The 20,230-nt window shown below is 54.0% G+C and carries 15 protein-coding genes and 1 pseudogene; 5 read left to right on the top strand and 11 right to left on the bottom strand.

The genetic code is table 11. The features are described from left to right. The first annotated feature begins 426 nt into the window (after window positions 1–426). Together ACUJB0_RS30170 and ACUJB0_RS30165 are read left to right on the top strand one after the other, a co-directional pair. The gene (locus ACUJB0_RS30170) at window positions 427–1,563 is read left to right on the top strand and encodes a PIN-like domain-containing protein (protein WP_444848490.1); all 1,137 of its coding nucleotides are present in this window, start codon (window positions 427–429) and stop codon (window positions 1,561–1,563) included. Window positions 1,564–1,710: 147 nt separating this feature from the next. Then, entirely contained in the window at window positions 1,711–5,577 is a 3,867-nt protein-coding gene (locus ACUJB0_RS30165; RefSeq protein ID WP_444848489.1) for a DUF3427 domain-containing protein, read from the top strand. Here ACUJB0_RS30165 and ACUJB0_RS30160 read toward each other — a convergent pair whose 3' ends face one another. Beyond that, window positions 5,578–6,057 (bottom strand): very short patch repair endonuclease, encoded by a 480-nt coding sequence (locus ACUJB0_RS30160; RefSeq protein ID WP_444848488.1) that lies wholly within the window; start codon window positions 6,055–6,057, stop codon window positions 5,578–5,580. Window positions 6,058–6,350: 293 nt separating this feature from the next. Here ACUJB0_RS30160 and ACUJB0_RS30155 point away from each other — a divergent pair, with 293 nt between their 5' ends. Then, window positions 6,351–7,568, top strand: a complete 1,218-nt coding sequence (locus ACUJB0_RS30155) for a DNA cytosine methyltransferase (protein WP_444848487.1) — start codon at window positions 6,351–6,353, stop codon at window positions 7,566–7,568. Window positions 7,569–7,617: 49 nt separating this feature from the next. Here ACUJB0_RS30155 and ACUJB0_RS30150 read toward each other — a convergent pair whose 3' ends face one another. Then, window positions 7,618–8,403 carry a GIY-YIG nuclease family protein gene (locus ACUJB0_RS30150; RefSeq protein ID WP_444848486.1) on the bottom strand — a complete coding sequence of 262 codons (786 nt, stop codon included), beginning with the start codon at window positions 8,401–8,403 and terminating at the stop codon, window positions 7,618–7,620. A gap of 451 nt (window positions 8,404–8,854) precedes the next feature. Here ACUJB0_RS30150 and ACUJB0_RS30145 point away from each other — a divergent pair, with 451 nt between their 5' ends. Then, window positions 8,855–9,685: an SGNH/GDSL hydrolase family protein gene (locus tag ACUJB0_RS30145; RefSeq protein ID WP_444848485.1), complete on the top strand. Its 831-nt coding sequence runs from the start codon at window positions 8,855–8,857 to the stop codon at window positions 9,683–9,685. A 3-nt stretch (window positions 9,686–9,688) separates the two neighbouring features. Beyond that, window positions 9,689–10,558, top strand: coding sequence for an NAD(P)H-binding protein (locus ACUJB0_RS30140; RefSeq protein WP_444848484.1), 870 nt, complete (start codon window positions 9,689–9,691; stop codon window positions 10,556–10,558). Here the strand turns inward: ACUJB0_RS30140 and ACUJB0_RS30135 are convergent. From ACUJB0_RS30135 to ACUJB0_RS30095, 9 genes and pseudogenes are all read right to left on the bottom strand, one after another. Next, window positions 10,506–11,048, bottom strand: a complete 543-nt coding sequence (locus ACUJB0_RS30135; RefSeq protein ID WP_444848483.1) for a TetR/AcrR family transcriptional regulator — start codon at window positions 11,046–11,048, stop codon at window positions 10,506–10,508. The genes ACUJB0_RS30140 and ACUJB0_RS30135 overlap by 53 nt on opposite strands. A gap of 254 nt (window positions 11,049–11,302) precedes the next feature. Beyond that, complete coding sequence (locus tag ACUJB0_RS30130) at window positions 11,303–11,440, bottom strand: PAAR domain-containing protein (RefSeq protein WP_444848482.1); 138 nt, start codon at window positions 11,438–11,440, stop codon at window positions 11,303–11,305. Continuing rightward, window positions 11,382–11,570 (bottom strand): PAAR domain-containing protein, encoded by a 189-nt coding sequence (locus ACUJB0_RS30125; RefSeq protein ID WP_444848481.1) that lies wholly within the window; start codon window positions 11,568–11,570, stop codon window positions 11,382–11,384. The genes ACUJB0_RS30130 and ACUJB0_RS30125 overlap by 59 nt, the downstream gene beginning before the upstream one ends. A gap of 77 nt (window positions 11,571–11,647) precedes the next feature. Further along, a pseudogene (locus ACUJB0_RS31770) lies at window positions 11,648–12,308 on the bottom strand (T6SS immunity protein Tli4 family protein). Window positions 12,309–12,754: 446 nt separating this feature from the next. After that, window positions 12,755–13,012: a PAAR domain-containing protein gene (locus ACUJB0_RS30115; RefSeq protein ID WP_444848480.1), complete on the bottom strand. Its 258-nt coding sequence runs from the start codon at window positions 13,010–13,012 to the stop codon at window positions 12,755–12,757. 79 nt (window positions 13,013–13,091) lie between these two features. Then, entirely contained in the window at window positions 13,092–14,177 is a 1,086-nt protein-coding gene (locus tag ACUJB0_RS30110; RefSeq protein WP_444848479.1) for a DUF6708 domain-containing protein, read from the bottom strand. Continuing rightward, window positions 14,178–16,706 carry a T6SS effector BTH_I2691 family protein gene (locus ACUJB0_RS30105; RefSeq protein ID WP_444848478.1) on the bottom strand — a complete coding sequence of 843 codons (2,529 nt, stop codon included), beginning with the start codon at window positions 16,704–16,706 and terminating at the stop codon, window positions 14,178–14,180. Between the two features lie 14 nt (window positions 16,707–16,720). Continuing rightward, window positions 16,721–17,539 (bottom strand): DUF4123 domain-containing protein, encoded by an 819-nt coding sequence (locus ACUJB0_RS30100; RefSeq protein WP_444848477.1) that lies wholly within the window; start codon window positions 17,537–17,539, stop codon window positions 16,721–16,723. 58 nt (window positions 17,540–17,597) lie between these two features. Next, complete coding sequence (locus tag ACUJB0_RS30095; protein ID WP_444848476.1) at window positions 17,598–20,228, bottom strand: type VI secretion system Vgr family protein; 2,631 nt, start codon at window positions 20,226–20,228, stop codon at window positions 17,598–17,600. Window positions 20,229–20,230 lie beyond the last annotated feature (2 nt).

Below are 20,230 nucleotides of genomic sequence, written 5' to 3'. Positions count from 1 at the left end.
CTATGAACTATGGACGCGGAATGCCTCCATCGGTGGCCAACTAGCCCATGTGATGGATGCTCGGAAAGTGCGAGTCTACATTAAGGACTCCTTAATAAAACCATATCTCAGGGCGCGACTCTCGTTAAATGAAGACGAAGTCTGGCGCTTACTCGGTCTTAGCTCCTCCGATCACACCGTTCACGTTTATATCAAACCACATGGACGGCGAACTGAGGATGGCCGAGTCATCGGTTGGGGGCGAAGCCGCGACTGGAAGTCAATACTGATGGCAGTTTTCGAACGCGGTCGCGCGCAAACTACATTTAGATCGTTCGGTGTAGTCCTGCTTGAAAGTGGAAAAACTGAAACCGAACGATCTCGCCAGCTTATTAGAGAGGCCGCGCATAGGCTTGGTATTGAAAAACTGGCCTGGTTGGAGTAAGGATGAGAGATAAATATCCGGGCTGGTATCCGAAGTCTGCGGCCGAAGCCGCAGCGTTGTGGGAGAACGCCATTTTCGTCCCCGATGCGAACGTCTTGTTGCACTGCCTCCGTCATCCCGCCGCCGTTCGCGAAGAGCTTTTGCGGTTGTTCGACGCGCTAAAAGAATCTCTTTGGATTCCATACCAGGTTGGGTTGGAGTTTCATCGGAATCGCTTAGATGTCGAGCTAGGCGCGCAGGATGCATATGATGTGTTGATCAAAGATCAGGAAGCTACAATCGATAAAGCGCGCGAGCGGCTCAAGCAGCTTCGCGCCCATCCGACGATCAGCGTTGCAAAGGAATTAGCCGCCTTGGATATGTTCTCGGCGGATTTTCGTGCGCGAATGGCGACCTCACGTGCTGCACATCCGACCGAGGATATTGCCGCCGCGGTCAAGCGACTCACTCAGCTCTTGGATGGTCGAATTGGAGAAAAGTGGCGGACTGAGCAACTTAATGGTATTAAGAAGGAGGGCGACGATCGTTATGCAAAAAAAATCCCACCTGGCTACAAAGACGCGAAAAAAGATCTCGGAGAATTCGATAAGTATGGTGATCTGATTATTTGGAAGGACATGATCGGCAAGGCGAAAGCCGATAAACGACCAATCATTTTTATTTCAGATGATGCAAAAGAGGACTGGTGGTGGATTCACAAAGGTCGTAAAGTGGGTCCCCGTCCTGAGCTGATCGAGGAATTTCAAACGATTTCAGATCAGGCTTTCCATATTTATGAGTTCAGTCAATTTCTACGGTTTGCAGCGGAACGTTTTCCCGAGATCAAAGCAGGAGTTGATCAGGTGGAGAAAAGTCTGCAGGATGATGTGCGTGCTCGCGAAAAGCAGAATGAAATAGCGATAGCAATCGAAACGCAGGCGAGAGTTCGCGAACTCGAAGACGAGCGCGATCGAATTGTTAGCATCTTGTCGGGCGCGCCAGGGATGGCGATGTCGGTTGAGAACATTGATCGAGCTATGCTTAGAGCGCGCCTGGGCAATCTCACCGCAGAGCTAAATTCTCAACAATCTTGGCCGGAGACGACTTCTGAGAACGCTGCTGTTAACCAAGCTGCGCAGACCAAGGACGAAGCATCTTAAACGGTGCGATTCATAGAGATCATTACAACCAGCGTCGTTAAAACAAGCCAAGCGAATTCCGGTTGGCTTTTTTATTTTGCCTATTAAGCATTAGCCATAGTCACCAGGGTAAGATAGCTGTAACAGAAAACAATACGCCTTTGGACGATGACCACAACCCTCGACTATTACGATCAAAACGCGACGCTCTTCTTCACAAACACTGTTGATGTCGACATGTCCATCCTTCACGACAGATTTTTATCGTCGGTTAGCGCAGGCGGACGGGTTTTGGATGCGGGCTGCGGATCGGGGCGAGACACTAAGGCATTTCTTCAACGAGGCTACCGCGTCACCGCATTTGATGGCTCGGCTGAGCTTGTGCGCTTGGCTAGCGAGCATACAGGCATCAAAGTCGCGCTGCGCGATTTCTCCCACGTCAGCGAACAGCTTTGCTACGACGGAATCTGGGCTTGCGCCAGCCTATTGCACCTCCCGCAGGAAGAGCTACCCTCCGCGCTCAAGCGTCTCTGGAGCGCGCTCAAACCCGGCGGCGCATTCTATCTGAGCTTTAAACTCGGCGTCGGCGAGCGGATCCAAGATGGTCGTCACTTCACGGATGTCAACGAAAACCAGTTGCACGCCTGGCTATCCATTCTTCCAGATTTCAGCAATGTCGAGTATTGGATCTCGGCCGACCAACGCCCGGGTCGTACCGAGCAATGGCTGAACGCGATGGTGTTCAAATCCAAGACGATCAAAGAGCGCTTAGTCACCGGCGGTACAGATCCGTTCTTGCCGCACATCGGCGCCGCGATCGCACGGGCTTCCGACATCGACATGGCAGTCGCGTTCATCAAGACAACCGGGCTTCGGTTGCTATTGGCAGATCTGCAGAGCGCGCTAAAAGGAGACACGCTGCAAGAACTCCCGCCCGCACGCGTACGTGTGCTCACCAGCGACTACCTCGACGTGACGGATCCCGAAGCGTTACGACTTCTGATGATACTGCAGGGCCTGGGCGCACAAGTAAAAGTGTATGAGTCCGCCGGAGGCAGCTTCCATTTGAAAGCCTATTTGTTTGCGAAGTTCGACCACGCGGAAGGTCTTACCGGAACGGCGTTCATCGGCTCCAGCAATATCAGCAGACAAGCGCTGCAAAATGGACTGGAATGGAATTACCGGATCGATTATCCCGGCGACAATGGCTTCCTCGAAGCCCGTTCAAGATTCGAAGAGTTATTTTCCGATACGCGCAGCGTCGCCCTCACTGACCAGTGGATAGCACAATATGAGGCACGCCGTGTCCCGCTTCCCCGCATCGTCGCACCGGGCAGCCTGGAACAAGACCCGCCACCGATCCCAACCACCGTACAAAGGGATGCACTATTCGCCCTTTCGGAAACGCGGGACGAAGGCTACGGCCGAGGATTGATCGTGCTGGCCACTGGACTGGGTAAGACCTGGCTCGCGGCCTTCGATGCGGAACAATTCGGCGCCAAACGCGTGCTATTTGTCGCCCATCGCGAAGAGATTTTGAATCAGGCCGCTGAGACGTTTTTAAGAATTCGGCCTCGCGCGCGGGTCGGCCTGTATGCGGGTGAAACGCGGGACACGGAAGTGGATGTGCTTTGTGCATCAGTCCAAACCCTGAGCCGCAACGTCCATCTGGAACGGTTCTCGCCGCATCATTTCGACTACATCGTTATCGACGAGTTCCATCACGCGGCAGCAGCCACATATCGCCGTTTGCTGGCGTATTTCTCGCCGCGCTTCCTACTCGGATTAACGGCGACGCCGGACCGATCGGACCAGTCCGACATCTTGACCCTGTGCGACGACAACCTGGTCTTCAACTGCGGCCTGTTCAGTGGCATTGAATCAAAGTTGCTGGTGCCGTTTCATTACTACGGGATTTACGACGACACAGTCAACTACGATGAAATACCTTGGCGTAGCGGCCGCTTCGATCCTGAGCAGCTGTCGAATAAATTAGCGACCTTGGCGCGTGCCAAGCACGCGCTACAAGAATGGGAGCAACACAAGCAGGAGCGCACCTTAGCTTTCTGCGTCTCCATTGCGCATGCTGAATTCATGGCGGCGCAATTTTTAAAAGCCGGTATCGCGAGCGCGGCAGTCTACGCCGGCTCGCCGCTGAGCCGTGCGGATGCACTAAGCCGCTTAAAGATGGGCACTCTGAGTGTGATCTTCTCTGTGGACCTGTTCAATGAAGGCGTCGACTTGCCGGAGATCGACACGGTAATGATGCTGCGGCCGACAGAGTCAAAAATCCTCTTCCTTCAACAATTGGGTCGAGGTCTCCGTAAATGCCACGGCAAGGAAAAATTGATCGTCCTTGATTTCATCGGCAACCACAAAAGTTTTCTGCACAAGCCGCAAGCGCTATTCGGCATCGAGGCGAACTTTAAGAAATTGGCGGGCTTCGCCAGACAGGTCGAGGCGCAACGTCTCCAGCTTCCCGACGGCTGCTATGTGAACTACGATTTAAAACTGATCGAGTTCCTCAAGTCCCTCGATAGCGAGGGCATCAAAAACGACTATGTCGCGATGCGAGACAGCCTCGACAGACGCCCGACACTCGCTGAGTTTTATCGTTCCGGGGTCAGCATGCAATCGATGCGCAATGACTACGGCAGCTGGTTCGCACTGGTCGAAGAAATGGGTGACCTGCACATCGAGGAGCAACAGATCGCGACGACACATCGCACCTTCTTGCGCGATGTGGAAATCACGGCCATGACCAAAAGCTTCAAGATGGTCTTGCTTGAGGCGTTCCAAGAGCTAAACGGTTGGGACGAAGCGCCTACCACCAATGCACTTGCCGAACGTTCGTGGCAGGTACTGCAACGTCGCCGCAGCCTGCTATCGGATCTTCCTGCGACACAGCTTCAATGGAAGGACGGCACTTCGGAGGCGTGGCATCGATATTGGTTGGAGAATCCGATCAACGCGTGGACCGGCGCTACTCGCACGGTAAAGAGCGGAATTTTCTTCGAGGTTATCAACGGCATCTTTAAGCCTTCGTTCGCCCTGTCGTCGCATCAACGAGAACGCTTTGAAGCGATGGTGCAGGAGTTGATTGACTACCGCTTGGCGGCTTATGAAATACGGCGGGTGAGCTCCGAGGCTTCCGACAACGTCCTTCCGTTCAGTCGAAATGCCAAGACGAACAGTCGGGCAGAACTACCTTACTTCCCCAATCTAAAAATCGCCTGCGGTCATTTCAAAACAGGGACTGCGGACGCCGAGGAATATCGCTCGCTTGCTCCAAGCTACGGCCAACTGGACCCGGAACGATATTTCATCGCTCGCGCCTCGGGGAATTCCATGAACGGCGGTAAGCATCCCATCGTCGATGGTGACTTCCTTCTGCTGGAACATATCAACCCGACACGCGCTGGCTCGATCACCGGCACAGTCATGGCCATCGAGCGCCAGGATGAAACCGGAGAAGGAAGTCAGTACCTGCTACGCACAGTGGTGAAGGCTGCTGACGGTGGATATCTGCTCCGTGCAAACAACCAGGATTATGAGGACATGCCTGCAACGGAGGACATGCGCACCTTGGCCCGCCTTAAAGCCGTTATCGATCCGATCGATCTCGCGATTGGACAGTCCTTCTTCCGAGAAGATATCCCACCGCTGTTTGGCGAGGAGTTCAATCCAGGAAACTGGAATACCGGTCACGTCTCGTTGGCGAACAAGCATGCGGTGATTCTGCTGGTGACGCTGAATAAACAAGGCAAGCAAGAAGACCACCGCTACCTTGACCATTGGATCGACGACAAAACGTTTCATTGGCAAAGCCAGAACTCAACGACGCCAAGCAGCAAAAAGGGACGTGAGATCATTGGGCATGCAACCGATGGAACTAGAGTGCACTTGTTCACTCGTGAAGGCAAACTCGCTAACGGCAAGGGAGCGCCGTTCGTCTATCACGGAGCTGTGCACTACAAGAGGCATACCGGCAGCAGCCCGATGAGTGTGGTGTTCGAACTTGAAGACCAGGAATGACTAAGCCGGAAAGTTCGCGACAAGTGCTTGACTGCCGCCGCCGGGTCCACCGGGCAGAGTACTGCCGGCCGGCGGCCCCAGGAACGCACGCAAATTTTCTTCCAGTGCCACCAGATCGCCAAGCTCGCACTCCCACACCACATGCACATGCCACCCTGCGCGCCGCAGGGCGTCGTAGCTGCGTGCGTCTCGCGCCTTGTTGCCATTGAGTTTGTCTCTCCAGAACTCCACCCGAGACTTGGGCATACGCGCCAGGTTGCAGTCGTCGTGGCGATGCCAGAAACAACCATGGACAAAGATAACTTTCTTCCGCCCCGGGAAAACCAGGTCCGGCGATCCGGGTAGGGTCCGTACATGCAAACGGTACCGATAGCCGGCTGCGAACACCAGTTTGCGCACGATGAGCTCGGGCCGCGTATTCTTGCCCCGTACCCGCGCCATCACGGCGCTACGCGCCGCCTGATCTATGGAATCGACCATGTCGTCCCCCGCTCGCTTCAAACAGATTTAGAGCAAAGATCGCACGTGACACAGAATATTCAAGGGTGTTCTGATAAAACACAATAAAGTCGCATTGAATACTGTTTAAACATACAGTAAAATTAACGAAATTCGTGCCTCATCGGCCGTCGGCGGAGTTGGTTGAGGTCGGGCATTGCTTTATACTGCTGCAGTTCCGGTCGGCTTACACGGCCGCGCCGGAAGCGTCGCGCTAACAGATTACGTCTGGTTGGAGCCACATCGATTCAATCCGATCGTATTAAAAGAACACCATGTACAAGCAGCCCCTCACCTCCGCGCTCCTCGAAGAACATCTGACATTGGCGCCGCGCACCCTCGATTCGATCGAGCTGTTCGCGGGCGCCGGCGGCTTGGCCTTGGGTTTTTCCGGCAATGATGTCCGCCATCGCGCGGTGGTCGAGTGGAACACGCACGCTTGCAACACCATTCGGCACAACAAGCGGCACTGCGTTGATCCGATCAGCCATTGGCCTGACGTGACCGAGGGTGACGTCAAACAATTCAATTACGGCGCCTTCGAAGGCATCGACCTGATCACCGGCGGCCCGCCTTGCCAGCCGTTTTCGATGGGCGGCAAGCATGGTGGCTTCCTGGACGAGCGGGACATGTTCCCACAAGCGGTGCGCGCCGTGCGCGAGGCACGGCCGCGTGCCTTCGTCTTCGAGAACGTGCAGGGCCTCACTCGCGCGGCCTTCGCCGATTATTTCGACTACATCCTGCTGCAGTTGGAGTTCCCTTCGCTGATCGCCAAGGCCAAAGAGCAATGGGGCGACCATCTGGCCCGGCTCAGGAAGTTGAAGCAGAAGGGCACCGCCAGCGAATATCGCGTGACGTTCAAACTGGTGAATGCCGCGAACTATGGCGTTCCGCAGAAGCGCATGCGCGTCTTCTTTGTGGGGTTCCGGGCGGATGAGGACAAGATCTGGCAGTACCCTGCGGAGACGCACAGCAGCGACGCGCTGCTCTTATCCCAATGGGCATCCGGTGAGTATTGGGATCGCCACAAGGTCGCGACGCGAAATCGCCCGCCCAAGCCGGATGGTATCGAGAAGAAAATCAAGTCGCTGATCGACGCCGATCCCGACGCCAACTTGCTGGCGTGGGAAACCGTGCGTGACGCTATTTGCGATTTGCCCGATCCGGAGAAGTATCCAGGCAAAGTGCAGGCCCACCGCTTCCAGCCTGGCGCGCGCACGTATGTCGGCCATACCGGCAGTCCCATGGACGAGCCGGCGAAGGCGTTGAAGGCCGGCGACCACGGCGTTCCCGGTGGTGAGAATATGCTTCGGCGCGCGGATGGATCGGTTCGCTATTTCACGGTCCGCGAGTCAGCCCGCATTCAGACCTTCCCCGATAACTTCCTGTTTGAAGGGACCTGGTCGGAAATCATGCGTCAACTCGGCAATGCGGTGCCGGTACGTCTGGCATCGGTTATGGCCGAGAGCGTGTGTGATTTGCTAAGGGCGTAGCGTCGCCAGCCGGCCGGCGCCGCAGCGGCGTCAATGACACATTTCGAAACTAGGGCAGCAACTCAACGCCGTACTGGTAGTGCTTGGTCGTCTTGTAGAGCACCATCCCGTAGCTGATAATCGCGCCCTTCCAACCTTCGCCGAGGAAGGTGACGCTGGCTTGGAGCAGATGGCGCGCGCTTCGATTGTCATTCGCCAGGACGATGGTTTGCTCAAGGCTCTCCGCAGGCACATCAAAGCGGAAAACATACGGCAACTGCGCTTTCATCGCGTTGAACATTTCACCTAGTTTGATCCTGTTCTGTTCATCCGTTTTCAGCTCTATCTTGAAGTCGTCGAGAATCGGATAGGTTTGGTCGAACTTGCCGGGCTTGGTGGTATCGCGTTCCTTGCCTGGGTCCTTCGGACCGAAGCCGCCGCCATTCCACATGTCCTTGTGCTCCGCCCTAAACATCGAGATGAGGATGCCTTCGTTGGCTGCGGTGCTCATGCTTTTATCCAGCAGTAGCGACTTGTATCCGATCGCAGCAGGATCGATGCCTTTCCGCCCGAGCAGCTTCGTCAAATGCTGCGACAACCTATCGGCGACGTTGTTGGCCTTGCCTACATATTTGGGCGAGCCTTCGTAATGCACCACGTATACGCCCTGCTGAGATCCAACCTCGCGCTGGTAACGCGCCAAATCCAGAAGTGATTTCGGATCCAGAACCGTTTCCTTCAAGTCTTCCAACATTTCCTTAAGTTGGACCGACACAGTTTGGAGGAAATCAAATACGTAGAGAGTGTGCAATTCGATGGGCCTTAAAGATGTGCGGTAGGAAACACGTTCACTCATGCTACCTGATCATAACTTTAAGAGGAACTAGATTTTTCACCTCGCGAGCAAGGCCAAGGCTGGCGCCCGCACATTCAGGCGATATCGACACGCACGGCTACGCCATCCTGCAGCGAGGTGTCCATGCTGACCGCTGCGGAGCAGGTTCTTGGCGCGAGTGACCGCGCCATCGCGCAGGCCGTCGCAGGTTTGGTTCAACAATTCCATCGGTTCCCTCAAGTGCATTCAACCTGAGCCGCGTCGCGCGTTCATTAAGAACAATGCTCTGCGGGCGGGTGACATGGAAAGCGAAAATGCCAACTGATTTTTTTTACGGGTGCGCCACAGAATTCGAGCAGGCATTCCGAACTTCTAAATCCAATAATAAATTCAATGACTTACTGAACTCCGAATGCGAGCTGACGGCCCACGTCTACGCGCGCTACGCTACTGGCATTACAGAGGAGTGTTCATGTCAAACAAACAGATTCAATGGCTCATGAAGGTGCTGCAACCAGAGAAGACGCTGGGTTCGCTGCCTGGGATAGCAACGCTCACCGAAGGCCAGCTCGCTGCGCTGATTGGAATTGATCCAGAGCTGTACCGGGCAGAGCTCAGAGTGATGCGTCAAAATGCAAAGGACGCAGCCATCGAGCTGCTTGGCGATCCGTCCATCGGAATGTTGATCGACCAACTGCCGCTGCACAAGGGTGCGCAAATTGTCGTGTTCGGCGACAGCCTGACCGCCGATCCGCAGTCCTGGGCGGTGATCGTGGCGGAACTGCTCGCTGCGCGCCGGCCCGATGATGCCCTGGCCGTGACGATCAATGCCGTCCCAGGTGAGACAACAACTCATGGGCTAGTGCGGATTGGCGAATCGCTCGCGCGCCAGCCTGACTGGTTGATTTTCTTCATGGGGATCAACGACGCTCGAACACAGGAACCGAGTCCGACCAAAACGATCGTCAGCCGTGAAGAGACCGCGCGCAACCTCGCCGAAATGCGCAGCCGCGCCGCCGGCGAATGCAAGGCTCAGCGTCTGTGGATCACGCCACCAGCCGTCAACGAAGAGGCAGTGGCCGTACACTGGGGCCTGACACGCTTCGGCGTCGGCTTCCGCAATTCGGACGTGGCGCAGGTTGCGAAAAATGTGCGCGGGCTTGACGATCCAGTGATCGACCTCTTCTCAACACTCGGTGCCCCGCCTGCGCCGGAGCTGATGATGGACGATGGCCTTCACCTCTCTCTTGAGGGACAAAAGCGCATCGCACTGGAAGTGCTTCGCGGCTGGAGCGCGCGCTGAACCATGAGGCTACTCATAACAGGCGCAACTGGAAACATCGGATCGCTGGTCACTCACCGCCTGATTGAGCGCGGCGTCCGGCCTTGCATCTTGGTCCGCGATGAAGCGAGGGCGCACGCGATGTTTGGTGACGCTGTCGATATTCGCGTTGGCAATCTGAGTGCAGGTCAGAAGTCTTTAACCGCCGCCTTTGCGGGAATGGACTCGCTCTTTCTCCTCAACAGCGGTCCCGATCTTGGCGCTCGCGACCGTGTGGCGGCGCTCGCCGCAAAAAAAGCTGGCGTCGGCCACTTGGTCAAACTCTCGACGCTCGATGTCTTGTCGGGAGTTGGCACGGGACCTTGGCATGCCCAAGGTGAGACGGCGGTACGTGAGAGCGGACTCGATTACACATTCATCAGGTGCGCGGGGTTCATGTCCAATGCGCTGTATTGGGCGCCAGCGATCAAGACCGAGCGCATCCTGCGCTCCGCGACCGGTGAGGGCAAAATCGCCTTCATCCATCCGGCCGACATCGCCGATATCGCCGTCCATGCCCTGACTACGCGCGATCTGCGTGGCGAGGCCGTTGTGATCACCGGGCCGAAAGCATTGAGCTATGCCGAGATGGCGGACGTGATCGGTGCCGCGATTGCCAAGCGTATTCGATTCGTTCCCATCAGTGATGGCGAGGCGGGCTTTGGTAGCGATGCCTATGCGGTGACGTTGACAGATATATGGCGAGCGATCCGGGAGGGGCGCATGACCATGGCGACGGACGAGGTTCAACGCATCCTCGGGCGCGAACCGTACTCTTTCGATCAGTGGGTGTCCGAGAATATCAGTGAGTTCGCTGCGCTTGGCAGGTCTCGAGGTAAGAGAGCGCAGTCTTGACGGTCTCCGCCTTCGTCTGTTCAAGCGGGATATGAGATGGCCACTCGGCTAAACCATGCACCAGCGACTCGATGAGACCAGACAGCACAAAGAGCATTCGCTTCGTTTCATCGTCGACGGGGACAACGACTTGTTCGAAGATCTTACTCAGCGCAGAGCGGAACTCCGCCGGGCCTTCCGGCACCAGGGCCGTGATGAGTTGATGCAGCTTTGGATCGGCGGCATGGACATTCACCAGCCCCTCTACAAGAGCGCGAGTGAAGTCTTCAAGCGATCCGGATTCGTTTTCCGCCAACGCATGCGTGATGGCTACGCGCACCTCATCCACATGGCGTTCATGGAGCGCCCGGTAGATTGCCTGCTTGTCCGGAAAGTAGTGATAGAGCGAGCCGATGCTAAAGCCGGCCACCTCGCTGATGCGGTTCGTAGTGACCCCATCCGGACCGTAGCGTTTGAGCACAACCGTGACGGCGTCGAGCATCGTATTCATGGTTTGCCTCGACCGTTGCTGCCTGGGCTCACGTCGGACTTTCTGATCGGGATTGCTCTTCATTTGTTGGGGAATTGTTATTCGAAGCGGAGATGCCTCGTCAATTCTCAATATTTTACAAGAGGTGGCATCTGGGGCGCCCTTCGAGCATGACTGCCTGTCAGCGCTCCTCCGGCTAAGGTCCGCCCTTAGACCGGTCACGGCGTGAAGTAATAATATAAACTATTTATAATATTTACGACGTCGGTATGATCTCAGCTCGTCCAGAATGTGGAGATAGTGGATGTAAGCGTCGCGCCGCACGAGGTCTTGTCGCCGTCATAGGCAACCGCCTTACCGTTCACCGTGTGCGTTGAACTGCCGCTCGCGACTGTGCAATTCGAGGTGGCCATTGATGGGGCAGCTGCATTTGTCGCCAACGACGACCACCGCCTTTCCCTCAACAGTAAAATGGCTGACGCTGCTGCTAAGAACACTTCCGCCATGCGATGTTGGATCGCCGACGCGTATGACGTTTGGCATATCGATCTCCTCAACCTTAAATGAACCCGTCACCTACCATCTGTAGGGCGAACGCGAATGGATGAGGTGAGCTTTTCTCATATAGCGACTGCCTCATCGTCGCTTACGCTTGGCTTCGTCCCACCAATACGATTCTCTTTGACTCCTGTATGAAACTCAATTTCGAGAACAGGTAACAATGAATTTTTAGGCTCGCCCTGACTCACAAATACGAACTCGTGCGACTCCCCTTCCTCTGCCTGCGCTGGCTTCCGCGCCAGCATTTCAAAGCCATACCATTTACCAATTTGGCGCCGGCCCACGGCGAAGGGTTTTGATGTGTGAGTACCACGCTGCATTTCCCGAATGGCTCGCAATCTCCTCGGCTTGCCTAAGACGTGGTTCAAGCGCATCGGATTCAACCAGAGCGTCTTTTTTTGTCACAGACAATGAAAGGTGGACATCAGGATACTCGGCCAGTCGTATTCCTATATTTAGCGCTTCATAATCCGAGATATTGGGATCGCTGACAAAGCCAGCTTCGATGCATACGCCCGGTTGCCTTGGTATTTCAAGTTCCCCCCTTGAACGTAGCGATGCTGCGATAGCATTTAGCTCCTGTACCGCAAGATCTTTCTCCGAGGAGATTGGATCAGCTTGTTGAATGAACAGATCGCCATTCACCTTGATATAAGAGTCGATTCGATAGATGCGGCTACTTCCCTTACTAACGCCGAAGATGATTTTTTGATTCGGCATTCCTCCGTTGATCATCTTGCCTACCGAAGAACCACTCTCTATCAACGGGCCGCTTGCCCAAGCCTTCTTCCCATCCCATTCGCCCAACCGTTCAGCGATGATGGCATCAATACTATCGCCCTTACCGGGATATGCAGTGATCGGCCACGGAAGAGACGTAGGACCGTAAACGACTTCGGATTCCTGTGGGATATCGATCAAAAACCTTCCGACGCAAATCGTCTTAGTCTCGGTGAAGAGCCGCGTGACGCGAGCAGATATCGGCAGCACGTCAGTCTTGCGGACACTCTGATCAGGATCAGCAATGAGGGCCAGTGAGAACACCACTACTGTCGTGGCTATAATCACATAGCGGTAAGGAAATGCATGGAGTGTAAGCATGCTCGCTCCAGAGCTGCTGGCAGGCCCCCACTATGTGGGCTTGACGGTCATCCAATATTAAGCGGCTATATTGAAGAAATCAGCACCGCACCACACGCCGCCTTATCCCCATCGTATGCGACCGCCTTTCCATGATGATGGCGCTCGCTTTCAGAAGGTTGGATGGGGAAGGTTCCTTTACACTGGGGACATGTCGTCATGTTTCCTTCCAGTGCAACCGCCTTACCCAACACCAGATAGTCGTTAGCCCCAGAGGTGACCTTCCCTCCATGGGAAGTGGAATCGCCTACACGAATCACACCTTTTCCTTTGCTATTTTTCACGGCCTCTCTCCTTTGCCAATCGAAGACATAGTGCGTGACTCCTCTTATGCATAAGTAAGAGGAAAGAAATTATTTCCTACTAGTTACCAGGAGCGACCTCTGCCTGCCATCGTTCGGCATTTTTTAAACCGTCTTCAGCACCACTCCAGTTGGGAATTTTCCGACGTGGGTCCGCGGGGTAAGAGTTAGCCCTATGCGCTTGCGATGTCTGTGCCCAGCCTATTGGTGTATCTCCCGTGGGTTGCTGGAAAGGATCATCTTCGGCAATCAAGCTTACTTTTTCTACATTTTCTGGCCAAATTGGCGGCCGACAAGTCGAGAGCGCTAAAACCCTTTGAATAGTCATCCAAAAAAAGAAGGGGAGTAATACTATGCGCAACATCGGGCTAAGACCAAACCCAACTTCATACATGCAATACAAAAACGATTCAAACAACCCTTCCTTTTCACTCAAAAACAACAAAGGCCGAGGTAATTCTGACGGGCCAGAATTCATATACCAACACCAATAATTCCATTGACAGAGGAGATCATTCATTCCATCAAGCTCATCCCACTCCCTACCAATAGCGAAACCTCGCAACACATTACCTTGCGAATCCGTTTCATAGCATCGGATATGATATGTATCCTCATCATTTGAATTTTTACGGCCACTGTGAATGCAGAAAATGGTATTTTCGTTCCACGGAACCTCCCAAGTTACATCTCCGTCTTTTGCGGAAGAAAAAAACCGCCGTCTGCGGATTACATATATTTTTTTCTCTACCCGATTGAACCTAATGGGACGCCGCGTAAGCGAAAACATTTCATCACGACCAAACCTTAACGCAAAATAGGAAAATCCCGCCGAGAAGGCGGCTAGCTGAATGGCAAAAAAATAATATTTTCCGTCCCATATTGGGGGAGGCGAAACAAAAATCACAAAAATAAGAAATGAAAAAAATAGCATCGCAAAAATAATGGCAACTAAAATCCCGCCTGCCAGCCATTGTCTCATTATATGCGGTTGATCGCTGACGTCCATATAGACGCTATTAATTCTAAATACCGTTCCGCTATCTTTGCATTCTGGCCCGACGTAATTCCCGATAGAAAGCCTGTGCTTGCTGTCCCATACTGGAATTGGAACACCGGTTTTTATTTTAAAGACACGCTCGTCCATTTATTCTCCTAGCGCATTTTGCAATGCAGTTAATTCCTCTTCAAGCGTTTTATAGCCTGAATCTTTTAGGAAGTCCGCAGAAAAGAAACAATGGGAAAGCCATTTTTTTAACGCTGGTTTTTTTAACACGGCAATAGCAATTGCCACAAAAATCGAAGCAATAAATAACGGCCAGAAAGCGGCGGCACTTAGGTATCCAGCTATTGCTAAAGAGGCCCCTAATGCAGCGCTACTAGCATATAACGACCCCAACAACACGTCATGTTCTAAATATGATTTATATGCATCGACAATGTCGAGTGTTGCTGTAGCTAGGCCAGCAAGTAATCCGACCCTTTTTCCAAATGTAAGAAGCTTTTTCCCATAAGGCGGGCCTTTTGCCCAGTGCTCCTGAATTGCAATAGAAAGCGGGTGGCTCGGCGTTTTCTCTACAACAGATCCAGTTAATTCTAAAAGTGCTCCACTTAGGCTCATGACAGCTATGCCAAGCTTCATGAGCGTCTTATCATTTTCGAATCGATCACTCACCTTAAAATCACGGAAAGCAAAAACGAAAGCACTCATCTGCAATACGACCGCAACTGATCCTAAATTGAAATCGGCTGATGATCTTAGCCATTCGTCGGCAACCTTATAGCCCGGGATCTTTATGCCTTTAATGGCACCGGGAGAAATACGCCCTTCTTCTTCGAGTTTCGTCAAATCAAGCTCATAGGCACAAACCCCAGGAGTAAATGGCTTAGCATCAGGAATTCTTTTTGCCACTTTTAAAGCACTTGACTTCGCCTCTGATTTTCCCGCATCTAGTTTTATGCCTCGATGTTTTGCCTCACCAATCACCCAGTCTCTTATGTCGCGTGCGCTGTGATTACTCGCACTTATAATCGTCTTCCCTAGCAAAGATAAGCTAACCAAAACTATATTTTGCATTGCCTTATTCACGTTCTGACCAAGCGCTTTGACGACGGAATTCGTCGTTGTGAAAATAAATCGATCTATCAGCCGTAGTTCTTGACCTTTTTTTAATCGATTCATTCCTTGCTTGTATATGTTCAGAATATTTTTTAACTTAACATCCCCGCCCTTTATTTGCGGGCCAGCGGCAGTAATAATTTCCGTCTGATTAAATAACAAGGCGCGCGCATAAAGATTCCTGGTATTGGAAGCATCCGCAGACTTTAACCAATCAGAAAGCTGCGTATCGCAAGCGTTTGTCGCGGCAGCCTTTCCGATACACTGTGAAAGAGATTCTCTGTATGCAAACCCGCTGCAAAGATCTTCCTCATCATGAACTCCATCCATCCAATGATGCAGTTGTTCACTTCCGAGCCACTCCACATGAGCCTGTGCAAGGGCAAGCCCTTTCTTTTCAAATTCCGCTACAGCAGCGTTGTACAGCGCAGGAAACTTTACGCGCTTCTGTGCATCGAGCACCGGCTTGTTGTCGATTGTTGTCAGGTCTACCCATGCTCGCTCCTCCGCAGCTCTACGCTGTGAAGCTAAGTCGGCACCATATCTCTTCTCTTCTTCTCGCTGGCGCTTCGCAAGATTGTCAGGGCCGCCAGCTTTAATTACGTCCAAGAGCCCTCGCATATCGCTATATGAAACTCCTTCAAGATTGACGGTTTGATCATCAATCTTCTTTTGCTCAATCCTAAAATCGAATTCACTAGCAGCATGTGTCCGCACCGCTGCTTCCGTAGATTGAAGAATCTCCTCTACTATTCTTCCGCGATATAGCTCGATGTTGAAGCCCGAATGTTCAGTCGGCACAGTGAGCTCACTAAGATCATTTGTAACTCCAACCGGATCATCTAGCGCGACAATGTACCCTTTCTTTACTGGGACATGTTTTGAAAAGGTCTTGATAAACTGTTCGGCTAGCCCTAGACGTCCGCTCTCATGGCTTATTGGGGTGTTACTAAAACTGAACGCTTTCTTCATTTCGGGTACAGACATAGTGAAGTGAGCGACGTTTTTGTAGGCAAGTTGGAATTCCTCAACATGTTTCTCGTGTGGACCTGTAAGCAACGATGGAATATCAATACACCGCATATGCTTGAGGCGCCATTCGCGATTAGATACTTTCCGTATGAGCGCTGGCGTCCATGCAGAGTTCGACCATCCTATCCAGAACTCACCGGCGGGATCGATTTTAGAATGCATGACGTCAATGCACATTGACATCGCATTCTCGACATGGCTTTCGCAGGGAAAAACTTTACCGGAAGCATTCTGAGGAAGAGCCGACGGCGGAGCTTCTTCACAAGAAAAATTCCAAAGATGTCCCTCCGCCGTAACGATGTATGCCTTCAATCGGCCACGCTTTCCGTCATACGTATAAAGATACCCGGTCCGAATGGCTCGCAGGGTATATTTGGCTGTCGCTATGTCCGCTGGTGCATTCTCTATCTTAAAATTCCCACTTAACCCAGGCGCGCTTGCAGCGCCCGCCGGGCATGCGATCGCATACCGAACTGGATATAGGAGTAAGCCTTTTCTGTCACAAAAACTGCACTTCTCAAGCATCTTCATTCTCCATGTCAAGAATCGAGGGATATATTCAGGCGATCAAAGTCTGCCTGGCCAAGTTGCAGGCGCAACGCGGTCCAACTAATCTTCCCCTGCTGGAGCAATATCCATCCCTCTATCAATTTCGGATGGCGGCGATAGGCTTCACCGTACCTGACACAGAGATATGCAAATTCGAACTGATCATCTTCGTCCGCCAAGCCCAATGTCAGCGCACCGTCCTTTAAGTATTCGATTGATGATTTCAAATACCTTAGACACTCCAAGGCGGTCGGTTCGCTGTTCAGAAAATATTTAGCCAAAACGCGGTGCAGTACGCGAGACTGCAAAATGCTCGGCCACTGTTCAACAGTTGGCCAGCCTGTCTGAAAGCTAGTGAGTCGGTCAGCTTCATCCGCGCCCCCTTTAACGAGCCACCAATTTCCGCACCAGGTAAACCACCAGTTCTTAATAGGTCCGAGCAGCGCCGTACGCTGCTGTCGCGTAAATAAATGCATAGTTATAGAAAACACTCGCGGATCGAAGTAACGCCAAAAAATGCTAGTGCCGTCAGGTCCAAGTCCGCTCAGGAAACTCGCAATGTGAACAGCAAGCTCCTCGATGCTCAGGTCACAATCAAGCCAAGCACAAATTGTGAATGGATGCTGCGCCGCTTGCTGCTGACGAAATATTTCGATAACTTGTTCTAGCTGCGCCAGCGATAACACCTCGACGCTTATCAAGCAGGGCATAAGATCTTGATTATTCGTCAGCTCAGGAGGAACACAAAAAATCATCTTTAAGGGTTCACAATTGAACTCTGGCGGGAGGTTACAAACATCGAGCAACAAGAATCCCCTCGTCATCGTCGCGCATGGGTCGGTAGCGGGCTCCATTAGTCAGCCTCGTTCAATCAACTGTAGGGACAGCGGCGGCGCCTGCTTGCGCTGCACCGACTGTCTGCGTAGGGCAGACCTTTGATCCAGGAAACTGGACCTCTTTGCTACTCGCCCCCATCGTCTGATGATCAGAAGCATGCATCTCATGCTTACCGGATGTGTATCCTTTGATACCATCTGCACTTAGCACCAACTCGGTACCGCCACCATTGATGCGGACGCCCTGCTTGGCAGTGATATTGATCCAATCTGTAGTGCTCATTATTTCGAGCACTTTTTTTGCCAATAGCAGCAGGGCGTTGTTCGGTGCTTGCACCTGAACCTTGCCACTTGCTGCTGTAATCTTCACATCATCTTGATTAGTAAAGAGGCCTAAACCCCGAGCCGTATGCAACGTACCTCGACCGGCTGACGAAATATGCGTATCTCCACTACTCGCAATATCGATATCATTGACGGCACCTAGAAGAAGGCTTTGCCCACTGGTGACAACAACTCCCATCGGTCCTTCGACAGCAACAAGCTGTACGCTTCCCCTCTCTAGTTCCGCGAGCTTTTCTGACAATTGGGTTAGCTCAGGTCCGTGGGGCTCTTCAGTTGCATATCGCTCCGCCAACTTGGACAGCTGCTCGGTAATCTTCTGTAGTCCGCTGACGATTCGCGTGAGCTCACCTCGCTCTAACTGCTTTCCTATAACACCACCTCCAGCGTTCGCAGTCACCAGCACTCCTCCTGCTCCCCGCACGGCCACCGACTTATCACTGCGAAGTTCAGCCCCCTCGCCACGAAAATCACCATCACCCTGCATTCTTGGACGAGTGATGTATCCCAGATTCAGTTGACTCTCCCCGTGATCGCTGGATAACTGCGCGCTGATCTGGCCTTCGGTGTCATCCAGCCGCAGCTGATTGCCGCGTGAGCCTTTGATCTCACGGCTCTTGATACCGGATAGGTAGCGATTACCCGGCAACTCGCCGACGTTGCTGAGTGCTGGCGGCTGCGCTTGCTGGTTGTAGAGCTGCCCGACGATTACCGGCTTGTCCGGGTCGCCGCCGAGGAAGTTGACCAGCACCTCCGTCCCCACGCGAGGCAAGGCGACGGCTCCGCATTGCTGCAGGCTGCCTGGTCCATTGCCGGCCCAGTTCGACGCCACGCGCACCCAAGCCGAATCCCTTTCGGAATCGGATGCCCCAATGCCGGCGGCTTCCTCGTGGTCCACCGCGCGCGTTCCGGGGAAGCGGATTTTGACTCGTCCCATCTGGTCGCAATGCACCTCCTCCCCTTCCGGGCCGACTACGATCGCGCTTTGCATCAGCGCCTGCGGCAGGTCGGTGCGTGGGTCGTAGGCCGGCACGATGACCACCCCGCGCCGCACGGCCGTGAACTGGATGTGCATGCGCAGCGGGCCCGATGCCACCTTGTCCGCCACATCCCTTTGCATCTGCAGCTCCTGCCCTCCCTGCATCCACCGGCTGCGCGCGAACAGCTTCTCCACGCGCGCCGCCAGCGCCTTGGGCAGGTTGTTCTGCGCGTTCACCTGCAGGGCCGTGACGACAAAGTCCCGCTCCTCGGCCGGGTGCCTGTCCACTTCAGGGTGCTCGGCCAGCGTGAAGTACTCGCCAGCGCACAGGTCGCGCACGCTGCCTTCGCCGTGAAAGCATTTCGACTCGAAATCGTGCCGGCTCATGCGCAGCTTGCCGAGCCGGCACAGGTCTTCGTTGTCATCGCCCGCATGGGGCGCCAGGATTTGATAGTCGTCCAGGCTGACGGCCAGCTCGTTGCCGTGGACGCCCTGGTCCACGCCGCTGCCCACATCCGCCATCATGAAGTCGCGCCCCAGCGGATTGCGGTAGTCCCAGCTGTGCCGCGTTACCTTGCCGGCTTGCAGGCTGCGCACCGCGCTCCAGGAGGTGATCGTGTCCCGTTCCTCGGTCGCGGCGTCGCGGTGGTAGCGGATGGTGCCGGCGGCGTTGCGGCGCAGGCTGTCGGCGTTGTTGAACAGCACCAGCGTGTGCACCGGATAGTCGCCGCCCACGGCGCGCACATACCAGCCGATGCCGCGCCGCTTGAGCAGGCGCCGGATGAAGGCCGCGTCCGATTCGTTGTGCTGCATCGTGAATTCGCGTTGCGGATATTCGCGGATGGTGAAGAATTCATCCAGCTCGTGCTTGAAGCAGACGCCCAGGATGGGGCTGTTCTGCCGCCATTCGTTCAGGATGCGCTGCACGATTTCCACTTCGTCCATGTTGCGAAACACGCGGGTGTTGTTGCGTTTTTCCAGCAGCGCCAGCGCATCGCGCAGCACCAGCTGGTAGCTCGCCAGGCCGCCGTCGCTGTCGCCCGAGCAGGCTTCGGTGACGATGCCGCATACGCTGCGCAGGTCGCCGCGGTCGGTGACGAAGTCCAGCGCGGCCGGCACGGCGATCATTTCCTTGAGCGGCAGTTGCGCGTTGGACGATACGCACAGCACGCGGTACTCGATGCCGCCGCACAGCGTTTCGGAGCCGTACACCCGCTGCGGCAGCAGCATGTCGTCGTTGATGCCTCCCGGCAGGTCCAGCCGCAGGCGCAGTGGCCGGTTGCTGGTCACGAGTTCCTTGGCCAGGCCCATGAAGCTGAAAAAGTCGTTATCGCTTTCCACAG

Origin of the sequence: Duganella caerulea (assembly GCF_040362985.1) — a bacterium.
Lineage (GTDB): Bacteria > Pseudomonadota > Gammaproteobacteria > Burkholderiales > Burkholderiaceae_D > Rugamonas > Rugamonas vulcania.
The sequence above is the reverse complement of the archived record's forward strand: the minus strand, read 5'-3'. Positions and strand labels throughout refer to the sequence as shown.